The following is a 15224-nucleotide window of genomic DNA, read 5'->3' on the forward strand; positions in this document are numbered from 1 at the left end:
TACCCCCTGGGGTATCTCTTCCGGCCACCGTAACAGATATACCCAGGGGGGTATCGAGAGGGTGTGCTCGTCTTCTGCTCGCGCCGCCCCCGCGCCGTCGCGGGCCGAGTGCGCCGCCGCTGCGCGCCTGTGCCGCGAGACCCGGGCAACTCCGGTGTACGACGCCGAAGTTGGGGTACCCGGTGCGTCGGCACGGTCGACACCGGGGTCGGCGCCGGTGACGGCCGTGCCGTTCTCGTCACGCACCGCCGCCCGTCGCCCCACGGCACCGGCGCTCCGTGACCCGTTCGGAACACCACGTGACCCGAACGGCCCTCTCGGGTACCCGCCCGGTCGGCGCAGGGTTGGGATGTGCACGGGCACCCCGTGCCCGCGCGCCCCGACCGGCTGTCCCGACACGGAAGGACCACCGATGTCCGTCGACACGCAGCAGGCGCCCCCCGAGCCCACGGACGAGGAGCTCGCCGGGCTGGACGCCCACTGGCGCGCCGCGAACTACCTCGCCGTCGGCCAGATCTACCTGATGGCCAACCCCCTGCTGACCGACCCCCTGCGTCCCGAGCACGTCAAGCCCCGTCTGCTCGGCCACTGGGGCACCTCACCCGGCCTCAACCTGGTCCACACCCATCTCAACCGGGTGATCAAGGCCCGCGACCTCGACGCCCTGTGCGTCTGGGGCCCCGGCCACGGCGGGCCCGCCGTGCTGGCCAACGCGTGGCTGGAGGGCTCCTACACCGAGACCTACCCGGACATCACCCGGGACGCGGCCGGCATGGCCCGGCTGTTCAAGCAGTTCTCCTTCCCCGGCGGCGTACCGAGCCACGTCGCGCCCGAGACGCCGGGCTCCATCCACGAGGGCGGCGAGCTGGGCTACGCGCTCTCGCACGCCTACGGCGCCGCCTTCGACCACCCGGACCTGGTGGTCGCCTGCGTGATCGGCGACGGCGAGGCGGAGACCGGCCCGCTGGCGACGTCCTGGCACTCCAACAAGTTCCTCGACCCGGTGCACGACGGCGCCGTCCTGCCGATCCTGCACCTCAACGGCTACAAGATCGCCAACCCGACGGTGCTCGCCCGCCTCCCCGAGACCGAGCTGGACGAACTCCTGCGGGGCTACGGACACGACCCGGTCCACGTCACCGGCGACGACCCGGCCGCCGTCCACCGCGCGACGGCCCGCGCCATGGACACCGCCCTCGACCGCATCGCCGCGATCCAGCGGGCCGCCCGCGAGGAGGGGGCCACCGGGCGCCCCCGCTGGCCGATGATCGTCCTGCGCACCCCCAAGGGCTGGACCGGCCCGGCCGAGGTCGACGGACTGCCCGTGGAGAACACCTGGCGCGCCCACCAGGTGCCCCTGTCCGCCGTACGCACCAACCCCGAGCACCTCGCGCAGCTGGAGCGGTGGCTGCGCTCCTACCGTCCCGAGGAGCTGTTCGACGACGCCGGTGCGCCGCGGCCCGCCGTCCTCGCAGCAATCCCCGAGGGGCCCCGCCGCCTGGGCGCCACCCCGTACGCCAACGGCGGCCTCCTGCTGCGCGAACTGCCCGTGCCCCCGCTGGAGAAGTACGCCGTCCCCGTCGGAGAACCCGGCGCGAGCACGCACGAACCCACCCGGGTCCTCGGCGACCTGCTCCGGGACGTCATGGCGGCCACCACGGACCGGCGCGACTTCCGTCTCGTCGGCCCCGACGAGACCGCCTCCAACCGCCTCCAGGCCGTCTACGCCGCCACCGGCAAGGCATGGCAGGAGCGGACACTGCCCGTCGACGAGGATCTGGACCGGCACGGCCGCGTGATGGAGATCCTGTCCGAACACACCTGCCAGGGCTGGCTGGAGGGCTACCTCCTCACCGGCAGGCACGGACTGTTCTCCTGCTACGAGGCGTTCGTCCACATCGTCGACTCGATGGTCAACCAGCACGTCAAATGGCTGCGCGTCACCCGCCGCCTGCCCTGGCGGGCGCCCATCGCCTCCCTCAACTACCTGCTCACCTCCCACGTGTGGCGCCAGGACCACAACGGCTTCTCCCACCAGGACCCCGGCTTCGTCGACCACATCCTCAACAAGAGCCCCGAAGCCGTACGGGTCTACCTGCCGCCGGACGCCAACACCCTGCTCTCCGTGGCCGACCACGCGCTGCGCAGCCGCGACTACGTCAACGTGATCGTGGCCGGCAAGCAGCCCTGCTTCGACTGGCTGACCATGGACCAGGCCAAGGCGCACTGCGCGCGCGGCGCCGGCATCTGGGACTGGGCCGGCACCGAGGACGGCAGCCGCGAACCCGACGTGGTCCTCGCCTGCGCGGGCGACGTACCGACCCTGGAGATCCTGGCCGCCGCCCAGCTGATCCGCCACCACCTGCCGGAACTCGCCGTGCGCGTGGTCAACGTCGTCGACATCGCCCGCCTGCTGCCCAGCGGGGAACACCCGCACGGCATGAGCGACTTCGAGTACGACGGCCTGTTCACCGCCGACAAGCCGGTGATCTTCGCCTACCACGGCTACCCCTGGCTGATCCACCGGCTCGCCTACCGGCGCACCGGCCACGCCCATCTGCACGTGCGCGGCTACAAGGAGATCGGGACCACCACCACGCCGTTCGACATGGTGGTCGGCAACGACCTGGACCGCTACCGCCTCGTCATGGACGTCATCGACCGCGTGCCCGGGCTCGCCGTGCGCGCGGCGGCCGTACGGCAGCGGATGGAGGACGCCCGGCAGCGGCACCACGACTGGATCCGCGAACACGGTGTGGACCTGCCCGAGGTCGCCGACTGGACCTGGGAGGCGCCGCGGTGACCGCGACCCCGTCGACCTGGGACTACGACCACTACGACGCCGCCGAGGAGCGGCTGCGGGAGTCCCTGTGCACCCTGGGCAACGGCTACTTCGCCACCCGCGGCGCGCTGCCCGAGTGCGCCGCGGACGACGTGCACTACCCGGGCACCTACGTGGCCGGCTGCTACAACCGGCTCATCTCCACCGTCGCGGGGCGCGAGGTCGAGAACGAGGACATGGTCAACCTCCCCAACTGGCTGCCGCTGCGCTTCAGGCCCGCCGGCGGTGACTGGCTCACACCCGACACCGCAGAGGTGCTCGACCACCGCCAGACCGTGCACCTGGACTCGGGCGTCCTGGAACGGCTCACCCGCTTCGGCCTCGACGGGGAACGCGTGCTGTCCGTACGCCAACTGCGGCTGGTACACATGGCCGACCCCCACCTCGCCGCCCTGCGCACCGAGTTCACCGCCGAGGGCGGCCCGGTCGACCTGGAGGTGGAGGCGGCCCTCGACGGCGGCGTCACCAACTCCGGGGTGCCGCGCTACCGGGACCTCGACGGCCACCACCTCACGCACGTGCACACCGGCACCGCCGGGGACGACACGGTGTGGCTGCGCTGCCGGACCCGCACCTCCGACATCCGGACCGGCATGGCCGCCCGCACCACCGCGGACGCGCCGGTCACCGCGGCCCGCGAGCACCTGTGCGTCACCCAGCGCGTCACCCTGCGGGCCCGGCCGGGCCGCACCGCCACCGTCGACAAGGTCGTCGCCCTGCACACCTCGCGCGACCCGGCGATCAGTGACCCGCTCCAGGCCGCCGTCGACCGGGTGGCCGAGGCTCCCGGCTTCGACGACCTGCTGGTGACGCACCGCACCGCCTGGGGCCAGCTGTGGCGCCGCGCCGAACTGGAGGTGCCCGGCGAGGCGGGCAGCATCCTGCGCCTGCACCTCTTCCACGTGCTCCAGACCCTCTCGCCGCACACCGCCGACCTGGACGTGGGCGTACCGGCGCGCGGACTGCACGGCGAGGCCTACCGCGGCCACGTCTTCTGGGACGAGCTGTTCGTCCTGCCCTACCTGAACCTGCACTTCCCCGAGGTGTCCCGGGCCCTGCTGCACTACCGGCACCGCCGCCTCGAAAAGGCCCGCTCCGCGGCCCGCGCGATCGGCAGGCGCGGCGCGCTCTACCCCTGGCAGAGCGGCAGCGACGGCCGCGAGGAGACCCAGCAACTGCACCTCAACCCGCGCTCGGGCCGCTGGCTCCCCGACCACTCGCACCTCCAGCACCATGTGGGCTCCGCCATCGCGTACAACGTGTGGCAGTACTGCGAGGCCAGCGGCGACGCCGAGTTCCTGCACACCAAGGGCGCCGAGATGCTGCTGCAGATCGCGCGCTTCTGGGCCGACTCCGCCACCTGGGACGAACACCTCGGGCGGCACCGCATCCGGGGCGTGGTCGGCCCCGACGAGTACCACGAGGCCTACCCCGGCGCCGACCGGCCGGGGCTCGACGACAACGCCTACACCAACGTCACCGCCGCCTGGGTCCTCTCCCGCACCCTCCGTGTCCTGGACGACCTGCCCGAACCCCGCCGCCGCGAACTCGGCGAGCGCACCGCGCTGGACGACGCGGAGCTGGAACAGTGGGACAGCGTCTCCCGCACCCTGCACGTCCCCTTCCACGAGGGCGTCGTCAGCCAGTTCGAGGGGTACGGCGACCTCGCCGAACTGGACTGGGAGGGTTACCGCGACCGGTACGGCGACATCCGGCGCCTCGACCGTCTCCTGGAGGCCGAGAACGACAGCGTCAACAACTACCAGGCCTCCAAACAGGCCGACGTCCTCATGCTCGGCTACCTGTTCTCCCCGGCCGAACTCCGGTCGCTGTTCCGGCGCCTGGGCTACGCCCTCGACGAGCGGACCTGGCAGCGCACCGTCGACCACTACCTGGCCCGCACCAGCCACGGATCCACCCTCAGCGGACTCGTCCACGGCTGGATCCTGGCCCGCGCCCGCCGCGCCGAGGCCTGGGACTACTTCCAGGAGGCGCTCAAGGGCGACGTCGCCGACCTCCAGGGCGGCACCACGGGCGAGGGCATCCACCTCGGCGCCATGGCCGGCACCCTCGACCTCGTCCAGCGCGGCCTGACCGGCCTGGAGACCCGCGCGGGCGCCCTGTGGCTGGACCCGGTGCCGCTGCCGGAGCTGTCGTCGTACGGCTTCTCCGTGCGCTACCAGGGCCACTGGGGCGTGCGGTTCCGGCTGGAGCACAGCCGGCTGGAGATCGCCGTGCCCGCGGCCGGACCGCTGCCGATCGACGTCCGGCTGCCGGACCGCGAGGTGCGTCTCCAGCCGGGGGACACCTGCCGGCTGGTGCTGCCGGACTGACCGGGCCTTTCCGGACCGACCGGGCCCGCCCGCCGGCCGGTCAGCCGGGCAAGGGGTAGGTCACCGTGCGCGGGGACCCGTCCGGCCTGCCGTCGGTGTAGGTCAGGGTGATCCGGGTGAAGTGCGACTGCCCCGTGCCCTGCTCCCCGCCCGTCGGCATGTCGAGCCGCACCGTCACCGGGTAGGAGTGGAAGGCGCCCGCGGCGCAGTACGGGTCGCAGTCGTTCACGGCGTTCGTGCCCCGGCCCACCGCCGCCTGCGCGTCCCAGCGGAACCAGCGCACGGAGACCAGGCGGCTGTTGCCGTCCCCGCAGGCGAGCACGTACGCCTCGGGCCCGATCTGCGGCTGCCCGGAGCAGTCGAGCAGCACCGGGTCCTGCGTCTGCTGGGTGCGTGCCGCGGGCTGCGCCGACGGCGCGGCGGAGGCCGTGCCCAGCGGTACTGCGAGCGCGGCGGCGGCACAGAGTGTGACCGCTGCCCTCATCGGGTTCCTGCCCATGTCTGCTCCCGCCGTCTCGGGGTCGCTTGTCTCCGCTTGCCCCTTTTCTCCGTTCCGACCGTACGACCGTGTTCGTGAACGCACCACTCGTACGGAGCAGCGGCCGGGCCCCGAGGGCGCGGACCTGCGCGTCGGCCGGGCCGTCCGGTTCGTGCGACAAGACGCCGATTGCATCCCCCGTGTGGTCCTCCCGGCGGTCCGCAACCGCCGTCCGCGCCCCGGTGTCTCATGCCGTCAAGAACGGCGACCCGACCGGGCGCCCCTCACGTGGAGGACCGCGGTATGCACCCGACGACTGTTCCGACCGCCGCCGCCCCGACGCACTCGCGCTCCCGCGACACGGGGGGCGACTTCCTGCTCCAGCCGCCCGACCCCGCCCGGCGCGTCCCCTGCCGCGTCGACCCCGTCGACCTGCGCCGCCTCGACCTGCTCGCCCTGCTGACCGCCGCCGGCATCGCTCCCTCCGCCGGGGACCGGGCCGCCATCGAGCAGCTCAGTGTGCTCCCCGGAAGCGTGCACACGGCACTGCACCGATGGCTGGAGCAGGCTTACGGGTTCTGCCGCTGACGCCCTGCCGGCGGGGTCAGAAGTCGACGGGGTCACGCACCAGCGGGCACGTCATGCAGTGCCCCCCGCCGCGCCCCCGGCCCAGTTCCGCGCCCACGATGGTGACGACCTCCACCCGGGCCTCGCGCAGCAGCGCGTTGGTGAGGGTGTTGCGGTCGTAGGTGAACACCACACCCGGTTCCACCGCGACGGCGTTGTTGCCGCTGTCCCACTGCTGGCGCTCGGAGGCGTAGGCGTCGCCGCCCGTCTCCACCACCCGCAGCTTCGGCAGTCCGAGAGCCTTGGCGACGACATCGACGAAGGGCGTCGACCCCTCGTCGACCACGTCGAAACCGGGGGCCCGGTCGCCGGGCCGCAGCGAGAAGGTGTGCACCGCGTCCATGATGCGGGGGTAGAGGGTCACCACGTCGCGGTCGGCGAAGGTGAAGACCGTGTCCAGGTGCATGGCGGACCGCAGCTTCGGCATCCCGGCGACGACGACGTGCTCGGCGGCGCCGCTGCGGAACAGCGCGGCGGCGACCTGGGTGATGGCCTGCCGGGAGGTGCGCTCGCTCATGCCCATGAGGACGACCCCGTTGCCCACCGGCATGATGTCGCCGCCCTCGAAGGTGGCCTGGCCCCAGTCCCGCTCGGGGTCGCCCCACCAGACCTTCGAGCCCTTGAAGTCGGGGTGGAAGGTGTAGATCGCCTTCATCAGCAGCGTCTCGTCGTGCCGTGCCGACCAGTACAGCGGGTTGAGGGTGAGACCGCCGTACAGCCAGCAGGTGGTGTCGCGCGTGTACAGGGTGTTCGGCAGCGGCGGCATCAGGTACTCGCGGGCGCCGGTGGACTCGCGGGCCAGCGCGAGGTGCGGGGAGCGGAAGTCCTCGGGCAGGTCACTCGTGGCGAGCCCGCCGACGAGGTACTCGGCGAGTTCCCTCGGCGAGAGGGTCTCCAGATACGCGCGGGCCGCGTCGATGAGGCCGATGCCGACCTGGTTGGCGGTGATCTTCCGGTCCAGGAGCCACGCCCTGGCCTCCGGGAGCGCCATGATCTGCGCCAGCAGGTCGTGCAGCTCCACCACTTCCACGCCGCGCCGGCGCAGTTCACCGACGAAGGCGGCATGGTCGCGCTGGGCGTTCTCCACCCACATGACGTCGTCGAAGAGCAGCTCGTCGGAGTTGGTCGGAGTCAGCCGCCGGTGTGCAAGACCGGGGGAGCACACCAGGACCTTGCGCAGCCTGCCGACCTCGGAATGGACGCCGAGCGCCTGACTCACGGCGCTCTCGTTGCTGGTCACACGGCCTCCTGGAGGGATGCGTACGAGCGGGGAGGGGAACGGGAAAGGGCGTCCGCCGGCTGATCCGCCCGGCGGGCCGGCACGGCGAGGAGACCGACCGGGGCCGCACCGCCGACGTCGGACGCAGCGGCCTGCGACATGCCGTCCCTCCGGATGGCCGATCGATTGTGACCACTGTGCAGCATGTGGTGGCTCGGGGCATCTTGTTCGCGGTCAGCCGTGCAGCGCGAGGTACGGGGCGAGCGCGAGCAGCGTCGTGATCAGGGCGTACTTCAGATGGCGGGTGGGCAGCGCGTGCGCGATCCGCCAGCCCAGCAGCACCCCCGCCAGCTCGGGAACCCCGACCAGCACCGCCAGCGGCCAGTCGACGGCCCCCTGGGCCAGGTAACCCACGGTGCCCACACCGGCGATGACGACGGACTGCGCCTGCGCCGAGGCGAGGGACTCCAGCACGGGGACGCCCAGCGCCACCAGCAGGGGGACGGTGAGCATCGGTCCGCCGATGCCGACCACCCCGGCCGCGACGGCCACCGCGCAGCCCATCCCCGCCACCACCGCCGTCGGCGGGTGGACCCGTGAGCCGGCCGGACGGCGGTGCTCGCGGGACCACACCAGCCCCGCCACGCCCGCCACGAACACGCCGAGCACCAGCCCGAACATCCGCTTGGACACATACGAGTTGACCAGCACGCCGAGCGGGGTCCCGGCGGCCGCGCTCACCGCGAGGACCAGTGCCGTGCGCCGGGTCCCGGGCTCGCGCAACTGCCCGGAGCGGGTGTAGGCGGCGGTCGCGAGGATCCCGGTGGCGACATGGGTGACGAGGGCCGTCCCGGCCACCTGTGCCGGTGTCAGGCCGGTGAGGGCGAACAGACCGATCGTGGGCAGCACACCGCCCGGCCCGACGGCGGTGATGCCCACCCCGCCGACCAGCCCCAGCAGCCCCAGGGCCACCAGCACGGGCACACTCGCACCAGCCATCACCGGCCTCCTCTCACGAGGTCCGCGGCCCGCCACGCCGCAGCGTGGCGCGCAGGGCCATCCGGTCCGCGCGGATCCGGATCGACTCCGCGTCCACCGGCCGGCCGTCCGCCAGCCGGGTCAGCCGTTCCAGGGCGAACACCGCCGCCCCGGGCCCGATCCCCAGCAGCCGTGCCGTGCCGGGGTCCGCGTTGACCGCGTGCACGGCCACCTCGGCGCGCCCGAGCCGGGCGCCCGCGGCCTCCTCGATCAGACCGAACACGTCCCGGTCCCGCAGGTCGCCGGCGAGCACGGCACGGCCGACGTCGACGGTCAGATAGCTGGTGTCCAACGACAACGGCAGCCCGTCCAGCCGGCGCAGCCGCTCCACGTACACACCGCCCGCCCCGGCCGGAACCTCCAGCCGGGAGGCGATCGCGGCGGGCAGCGCGGGCACCTCCACCGCGACCCTCACCTCGTTGGTCACGGTGCCGCGGCCGGTCAGCTCCTCGGCCAGCCCGGTCAGCCGGTCGAGACCGTGCGCGTACTTCGGCAGCAGCACCGTCGTCCCGACCCCGCGCCGCCGGGTGATCAGGCCCTCCTCGCGCAGCAGGGCCAGGGCGTCCCGCACCGCGTTGCGCGAGGCCCCGAACCGGCGGCCCAGGTCCCGCTCGTCGGGCAGCACCCCGTCGGCGAAGGCATCGTCCGTGATCTGCTGCCGCAGCGCGTCGGCCAGTGCCCGGGCCCGCTCGGCGCGCGGCCGTCCCCCGTGGTGGTCCATGGCGCTCACGGTAACCCGGGTCATGTTTCGCCGAAGTTACGCCACCCTCATTGACCTGGGGAAACGACTGACCTGCGGGTTCGCGGGGAGCGTGGCGCACTACGCCACCCGGCCCACGGCGCGCTCACTGCGCGGTGCGCAGATCCGCACCGCGCCTGGCCAGGCTGAGGACACCCACGACGACCAGTGCCACCCCGAGCAGTTGCGGCACGACCCACCAGTCGCCGCGCACCTCCTCGCGGTAGAGGACCACGCCGAGCAGCAGGCTCACCGTCGCGTCGCCCAGGGTGAGGGCGGGCTGGGAGGCGACGAGCGGGCCGCCCTGCATGGCGTGCTCCAGCAGCAGCACGGCACACACCCCGGCCACGGCGAATCCGTAGGTCTGCCAGGCGGTGAAGAAGCCGGCCACACCGTCGGAGTCCAGGGCGCGCATGGAGTCCTTCATCAGACCGGCCGTCAGCGCGTAGCACACCGCCGTGGCCGCGCCGAGGCAACCGGCACGGGCCTTGCCGACGGGGCGTCTGAGGCCCGCTGCGGCCAGCAGCACGGCCGCCCCGGCACAGGCCACGAGGGCCGGGACCCAGCGGTCCAGGGGCACTTCGGCCTCGCCGCCCCCGGGCGCGGCCGAGGCGAGCGCGACACCCAGCCCCACGACCACCCCGCCCACGGCGAGCCACAACACCTCCGGCAGCCGGTTGCCGGTCAGCAGCGAGGCCAGCAGCAGGGCCAGCGGAAGTTCCAGCACGAACAGGGGCTGGACGAGTGACAGCGGCCCCGTCGCCAGGGCCACCGCCTGCCCCACGCCGGCCACCACGACGGCCAGCATTCCACCCAGCCACACGGGCCGACGCAACAGGTCGAGAACGAGCCCGGGGCGGAATCCCCGGGACTGCGGCACGCTCAGTGCGGCGCGCCGTTGGAGCACGGTGGCCAGCGCGTTGCTGAACGCGGCGAGGAGTGCGAAGAGCACCGGCAGGACAACACCCATCCACCGATACTCACCCCGAATCCCCCCGGCCGCGCGCTCGCGGCACGCCGGGGACGGAGGGGGCGGCGCAACTGTCGCTCAGCTACCGCTCACTCTCGCTCAGCTGCCGTTCCGCGCGGACTGAGTCCCGGCCGCGGGCTCCTGCTTCGGCTCGGACGCGGGGGTCTCGGTGGCGGTGTAGTAGACCGAGGTGCCCTGCTTGGTGCGCTGCGCCTGGTTCTTGGCGACAAGACCCTCGAGCGTGGTGCGCACGACCGTGGTCTTGACGGTGCGTCCGGAGTGGGCCTCGCTCAGCGCCGTGGTGACCTCGGCGGCGGACCGCGGTTCCCGCTGCCCGACGAGGTGCTCGCGCACCAGCTCCACCAGGGTGGGCTGGGCGGTGGCCCGCGCCGCCGCCTTCTTCGCCGCGGGCTTGCCGGCGGGCTTGGCGGCCGACGTGGCCGGTGCCGTGGTGACCGCGTCGGGAGCCGTCTTCGTGCCGGTCTTCGTGCTCGGCTTCGGGTCCGCCTTCGGGTCCGCCGGCGTGTCCGTCTTCGCGGTGGCCTTCGTGGTGGCCTTCGTGGTGGCCGTGGCGGTGGACTTCGTGGCCTTCTTCGCCTTCGGCTTCGAGGCGGGCTTGGCACCGGGCTTCGCGGCCGCGGCGCGCTTGGGCGCGGTGGTGGTCTTCCTGCCCCGCGTCCGCCTGTCCGTCTCCGACTGCGCGGCGGCACTGCCGCGCGGCGCCGGCACGGTGGCCGCTCCGGTCGAGGAGGCCGACTCGGGCGCGGACCGGGCCGGCTGCGGGGCGATGCCGAGGGCCTGCTGCATGTTCACGAGCAGGGCGTGGTCGTGCTGCAGCGCGGCCAGTTGCTGCTGGAGAGCCGTGATCTCCGTGCTGACACGTTCCTGCTCCTTGACGTTGCGCTCCAGGTCGTCGGTCACCTGGACGCTGTACTGCGAGGCCAGTTCCGTGGCGGACTGCATCGTGCTCTCGGACATGGTGTTGACTCTCCTTGGTTCGCGGCCGTGAAGGCTGACGCGCAGCCCCCGGTTGTTGCCCTGTTCGCTGCCGAGTCGGTATACCACGTATGGCCGCCCTCGTGGTATGTGCCGCCGCAACCCCGTGTGTGTGTTCGGACCGCGGAGCGCGTCGTTCACCCGCCCTCGGGCACCTCCACGACCTTGCCCTGCTCGTCGACGGTGTGTGTCTGCCAGTAGGTGTCCCACTTGTCACCGACGTGTTCCGGGACCTTGCCCTCGGGGTAGCGGGTGTAACCCTCGGGCGGGTCCTCGCCGTTGGGCACACACGCACTGCCGGTGCCCCCGACGGACAGCACCGGGTACTCACCGCCGCCGCAGGTGGCGTCCTCCATGGAACAGCCGGTCAGGACGGCCGCGGCGGCGACGCAGGCCAGGACGAGACCGGGAACGGACCGCCGCATGCGGACGGGGGGCGCGGCCGACGGCCGGTGAACCGGGTTGCTGGTACGCACGGTTGACTCCCTGTGGGTGACTGGTGCGGCAAGCGTCCCCCGTCGGGGGGAAGCACCTCATGAGTACGGGTACTCAATCGGACGAGCCGTACGACCCGTCACGGCCGGCCAGTCGGTCCAGTCGGCGTGCGCTCGCCCGTGCCTCCCGCTCGGCCCCCGCGACGGCGTCCGCGGCCGTTCGGTGCCGCTCCCGCGCCACCCGCCGTTCCCGTTCGGCCCGGTCGAGGTCCTCGCGGGTCTCGCGCAGCTTGCCTTCGGCGGCGGCCACCGTCTCGCGGATCCGGTCCAGCTCGTCGTCGGCCCGGTGGAGCGACTCCTGCGCGCCGGTCTGCTCGGCGCGTGCGTCCCGCAGGTGACCCGCGGCCCGCTCCGCCTCCCGCTCGGCCCGCTCCAGTTCCTCCCGCCGTCTACGGCGCCGCTCGGCGAGTTCGTCCTTCGCCCGGGTCCGGGCGGCGGTGCGGGGCGGCTTCGGGCGAGGTGCCGGCTCGGGTCCCGCGGTCCGGGCCGGTTCCGCCGGAGCCGTGCCCGAGGGGAAGTCCGAGGGCGGGGTCAGGGAGACCACCAGGCGCCCCCCGGCCCACTGGTTCGCCGCGTCCGGGTCGGCGAGGACCGCGCGCAGGGTCGACTCCACCTCCCGCTGCGCCGCCTGGGACAGCGGGTGCCCGGCCTCACCGGCGAGCTGCGCGGCCTGCCGGGAGAGGGCGGCGACGATGCGCCGGCGCTGCGCCGAGAGTTCCTTGAGTCCGGCGGCGTCCAGGGTGCGGTGTGCCTCGCGCAGTGCCTGCCCCAGTTCCAGGAAGCGCCGGGTCTCCTCCGGCCGGGAGCGGGTCAGGAGATTGGCCGCCCAGGCCGCGAGAGTGGGCCGGCGAGCGGCGTGGATACGACGGGCGTCCTCCTTGCGGCCGGCCGTTCTGGCGGCCGCGGCGCGTTCCTCACGGTGGGGGACGAAGGCGGACGGCGGCGTGCCGTAGAGCTCGTCCAGGACCTGCTCGACCCCTCCCGCGTCCGGTCCGCCGGTCTCCCGGCGACGCCCGCCCTTGCGCTGCATGACCCCGACCCTCCGTAGCCGCACACCACCATGCCCTCTGTCTACGGTCACGCGGTCCGCCCCGCGACCCGGGCGGGGCCCACCCGGGTACGGTGCCGGGCCGGTGGCACCGTCAGCCGAACGTGCGCCGGTAGGCGTGCGGGCTGACTCCGGTGGTGCGCTTGAAGCGGTCGCGGAAGGCGGTCGGCGAGCCGAAGCCGACCTGGGCGGCGATGCGTTCCACGGAGTGCTCCGTGGTCTCCAGCAGGTGCTGCGCCTGGCGGACCCGGGCGCGGTGCAGCCACTGCAGCGGGGTGCTGCCGGTCTGCTCCCGGAAACGGCGGATCAGTGTCCGCGTGCTCATCCCCGCGTGTGCGGCGATGTCGGCGAGGGACAGGTCGCGGGCGAGGTTCTCCCGCAACCAGGCGAGCAGGGGTTCGAAGGTGGAGCCGCGCGGCACGGGCGGGTAGTCGTGGAGGATGAACTGGGCCTGACCGCCCTCGCGTTCGAGCGGCATCACCGACAGCCTGGCCGCGTGTGCGGCGACCGCCGAGCCGTAGTCCCGCCGGATCATGTGCAGGCACAGGTCGAGGCCCGCGGCGGCACCGGCCGAGGTGAGGATGCGGCCGTTGTCGACGTAGAGGACGTCCGGGTCGACGTCGACCTCCGGATGGGCGCGGGCCAGGGCCTTTGCGGCGGTCCAGTGGGTGGTGGCCCGCAGCCCGTCGAGCAGCCCGGTGGCGGCCAGCGGGAAGGTGCCCGAGCAGATGGAGGCGATCCGGGTGCCGTTCCCGGCCGCCGTGCGCAGCGCCTCCCGGACGGCCGGGGAGAGCGGCTCGGCGGCGGCCGTACCGGGCACGATGACGGTGTCCGCGTCCCGCAGTCCGTCCAGCCCCCAGGGGGCCCGCAGTGTGAACGCGCCGGCGTCGATCTCGGGGTGCTCGGCGCACACCCGGATCCGGTAGCCGGGACGGCCGTCGGGCAGCCGGGTACGGGTGAAGACCTCGATCGGGGTGGACAGGTCGAACGGGATCACCCGGTCCAGCGCGAGAACGGCGACGGTGTGCATGGCCGGAAAGTACCTCCTCGCGGGCCGGTGATCGGCGGGCGTGGCGTTTTCCCGTCGAAAGCTGTCACTCCTGCCACAGGCCGTCGACCGAACCACTGTCCACCACAATAAGCAATTTGCCTAAGCGCATTAGGTTAATGCACAATCAAAGAAGGAAGACGCTACGCAGCGAGACGCACCACCGCCGGAGGCGACATGCACACCACGGACGACTGGATCACCACGCCCCTCACCCGGGACCTGCTGCGGGGCGCCCTCGACGTGGAGCGCACCGAGCGCGGCCTGCTGCCCCACCGGCTGCCCGCCAGGGCCCGCGCGCAGAACAACGACGGCCAACTGGCCATGGCCGAGTCCCAGCCCTCCGGCGTACGCCTGGCCCTGCGCACCCGCGCCACCGTCCTCGAACTGGACACCCTGCCCACCAAGCGGGTCTACGTCGGCGTCCCGCCACGTCCGGACGGCGTGTACGACCTGCTCGTCGACGGCCGTCCGGCGGGCCGGGGCACTGTCGTGGGCGGCAACACCCTGACCATCGACATGACCACCGGCGCCGCGGCCGTCGAACCCGGTGAGGTCGGCACCCTCCGCTTCGCGGACCTGCCCGGGGGCACCAAGGACATCGAGATCTGGCTGCCGCACAACGAGACCACCGAACTCGTCGCCCTGCGCACCGACGCTCCCGTCGAGCCCGCCCCCGACCCCGGCCGCCGGTTCTGGCTGCACCACGGCAGCTCGATCAGCCACGGCTCGGACGCCGCGAGCCCCACCACCACCTGGCCCGCCCTGGCCGCCTCCCTCGGCGGCGTCGAACTGATCAATCTCGGCCTGGGCGGCAGCGCCCTGCTCGACCCGTTCACCGCACGGGCGATGCGCGACACCCCGGCCGACCTGATCAGCGTGAAGATCGGCATCAACGTGGTCAACGCCGACGTCATGCGTCTGCGCGCCTTCGGCCCCGCCGTGCACGGCTTCCTGGACACCGTCCGGGAGGGCCACCCCACCGCCCCGCTGCTGGTCGTCTCGCCCCTCCTGTGCCCCGTACAGGAGGACACCCCCGGCCCCCTCGCCCCCGACTTCTCGGGCCTCGCCGAGGGCAGCCTCCGGTTCGTCGCCACGGGTGACCCGGCGGAGCGCGCGAGCGGGAAACTGACCCTGAACGTCATCCGCGACGAGCTGTCCCGGATCGTGTCGGAGCGGGCCGCCGACGACGAGAACCTGTACTACCTAGACGGCCGCGAACTCTACGGACAGGCCGACGCGGCAGACCTGCCCCTGCCGGACGACATCCACCCGGACGCCGCCACCCACCGCCTCATCGGCGAGCGCTTCGCCAAGCTGGCCTTCGCCGACCGGGGCGCCTTCGCCGACAGGGGCGCCTTCGGCGACTGAGCCGCACGGCCCGGCCCGGCC

The 15224-nt window shown here is 73.2% G+C and carries 13 protein-coding genes; 4 read left to right on the plus strand and 9 right to left on the minus strand.

The genetic code is table 11. The features are described from left to right. Positions 1-412: 412 nt before the first annotated feature. On the plus strand, positions 413-2803 hold the full coding sequence (locus R2E43_RS36050; protein ID WP_134111821.1) for a phosphoketolase family protein: 2391 nt from the start codon (positions 413-415) through the stop codon (positions 2801-2803). Then, a complete protein-coding gene (locus R2E43_RS36055; RefSeq protein ID WP_011027248.1) occupies positions 2800-5175 on the plus strand; it encodes a glycoside hydrolase family 65 protein in 2376 nt (791 codons plus the stop codon). The genes R2E43_RS36050 and R2E43_RS36055 overlap by 4 nt, the downstream gene beginning before the upstream one ends. Before the next feature lie 40 nt (positions 5176-5215). Here R2E43_RS36055 and R2E43_RS36060 read toward each other — a convergent pair whose 3' ends face one another. Then, on the minus strand, positions 5216-5674 hold the full coding sequence (locus R2E43_RS36060) for a hypothetical protein (RefSeq protein WP_003978246.1): 459 nt from the start codon (positions 5672-5674) through the stop codon (positions 5216-5218). A 282-nt stretch (positions 5675-5956) separates the two neighbouring features. Here R2E43_RS36060 and R2E43_RS36065 point away from each other — a divergent pair, with 282 nt between their 5' ends. After that, on the plus strand, positions 5957-6241 hold the full coding sequence (locus R2E43_RS36065) for a hypothetical protein (RefSeq protein WP_003978247.1): 285 nt from the start codon (positions 5957-5959) through the stop codon (positions 6239-6241). Between the two features lie 16 nt (positions 6242-6257). Here R2E43_RS36065 and R2E43_RS36070 read toward each other — a convergent pair whose 3' ends face one another. The 8 genes from R2E43_RS36070 to R2E43_RS36105 form a co-directional block, all read right to left on the minus strand. Further along, entirely contained in the window at positions 6258-7520 is a 1263-nt protein-coding gene (locus R2E43_RS36070) for an arginine deiminase (protein ID WP_003978248.1), read from the minus strand. A gap of 213 nt (positions 7521-7733) precedes the next feature. Continuing rightward, positions 7734-8498: a sulfite exporter TauE/SafE family protein gene (locus tag R2E43_RS36075; protein WP_332056981.1), complete on the minus strand. Its 765-nt coding sequence runs from the start codon at positions 8496-8498 to the stop codon at positions 7734-7736. Positions 8499-8511: 13 nt separating this feature from the next. Continuing rightward, on the minus strand, positions 8512-9282 hold the full coding sequence (locus tag R2E43_RS36080) for a GntR family transcriptional regulator (protein ID WP_011027244.1): 771 nt from the start codon (positions 9280-9282) through the stop codon (positions 8512-8514). 100 nt (positions 9283-9382) lie between these two features. Beyond that, positions 9383-10246 (minus strand): DMT family transporter, encoded by an 864-nt coding sequence (locus R2E43_RS36085; protein WP_332056982.1) that lies wholly within the window; start codon positions 10244-10246, stop codon positions 9383-9385. Positions 10247-10345: 99 nt separating this feature from the next. Further along, positions 10346-11224: a gamma-butyrolactone-binding regulator SlbR gene (gene slbR, locus R2E43_RS36090; protein WP_319126606.1), complete on the minus strand. Its 879-nt coding sequence runs from the start codon at positions 11222-11224 to the stop codon at positions 10346-10348. Positions 11225-11379: 155 nt separating this feature from the next. Beyond that, the gene (locus R2E43_RS36095) at positions 11380-11667 is read right to left on the minus strand and encodes an SCO0607 family lipoprotein (RefSeq protein ID WP_016325176.1); all 288 of its coding nucleotides are present in this window, start codon (positions 11665-11667) and stop codon (positions 11380-11382) included. A gap of 124 nt (positions 11668-11791) precedes the next feature. Then, the gene (locus R2E43_RS36100; RefSeq protein WP_319126608.1) at positions 11792-12766 is read right to left on the minus strand and encodes a hypothetical protein; all 975 of its coding nucleotides are present in this window, start codon (positions 12764-12766) and stop codon (positions 11792-11794) included. Between the two features lie 112 nt (positions 12767-12878). Further along, positions 12879-13814, minus strand: a complete 936-nt coding sequence (locus tag R2E43_RS36105) for a GlxA family transcriptional regulator (RefSeq protein WP_003978256.1) — start codon at positions 13812-13814, stop codon at positions 12879-12881. A 195-nt stretch (positions 13815-14009) separates the two neighbouring features. On the opposite strand from R2E43_RS36105, the gene R2E43_RS36110 reads away from it, so the two are divergent. After that, positions 14010-15203, plus strand: coding sequence for a GDSL-type esterase/lipase family protein (locus R2E43_RS36110; RefSeq protein ID WP_332056983.1), 1194 nt, complete (start codon positions 14010-14012; stop codon positions 15201-15203). The last annotated feature ends 21 nt before the right edge of the window (positions 15204-15224 follow it).

Origin of the sequence: Streptomyces violaceoruber, assembly GCF_033406955.1 — a bacterium.
GTDB classification, from domain to species: Bacteria; Actinomycetota; Actinomycetes; order Streptomycetales; family Streptomycetaceae; genus Streptomyces; species Streptomyces violaceoruber.

Bases quoted from the DNA above. Each gene is read 5' to 3' on its own strand.
- R2E43_RS36050 (WP_134111821.1), top strand. From the start codon at position 413: ATGTCCGTCGACACGCAGCAGGCGCCCCCCGAGCCCACGGACGAGGAG.
- R2E43_RS36060 (WP_003978246.1), bottom strand. From the start codon at position 5,674: ATGGGCAGGAACCCGATGAGGGCAGCGGTCACACTCTGTGCCGCCGCC.
- R2E43_RS36065 (WP_003978247.1), top strand. From the start codon at position 5,957: ATGCACCCGACGACTGTTCCGACCGCCGCCGCCCCGACGCACTCGCGC.
- R2E43_RS36075 (WP_332056981.1), bottom strand. From the start codon at position 8,498: ATGGCTGGTGCGAGTGTGCCCGTGCTGGTGGCCCTGGGGCTGCTGGGG.
- R2E43_RS36080 (WP_011027244.1), bottom strand. From the start codon at position 9,282: ATGACCCGGGTTACCGTGAGCGCCATGGACCACCACGGGGGACGGCCG.
- R2E43_RS36085 (WP_332056982.1), bottom strand. From the start codon at position 10,246: ATGGGTGTTGTCCTGCCGGTGCTCTTCGCACTCCTCGCCGCGTTCAGC.
- slbR (WP_319126606.1), bottom strand. From the start codon at position 11,224: ATGTCCGAGAGCACGATGCAGTCCGCCACGGAACTGGCCTCGCAGTAC.
- R2E43_RS36095 (WP_016325176.1), bottom strand. From the start codon at position 11,667: ATGCGGCGGTCCGTTCCCGGTCTCGTCCTGGCCTGCGTCGCCGCCGCG.
- R2E43_RS36100 (WP_319126608.1), bottom strand. From the start codon at position 12,766: ATGCAGCGCAAGGGCGGGCGTCGCCGGGAGACCGGCGGACCGGACGCG.
- R2E43_RS36105 (WP_003978256.1), bottom strand. From the start codon at position 13,814: ATGCACACCGTCGCCGTTCTCGCGCTGGACCGGGTGATCCCGTTCGAC.
- R2E43_RS36110 (WP_332056983.1), top strand. From the start codon at position 14,010: ATGCACACCACGGACGACTGGATCACCACGCCCCTCACCCGGGACCTG.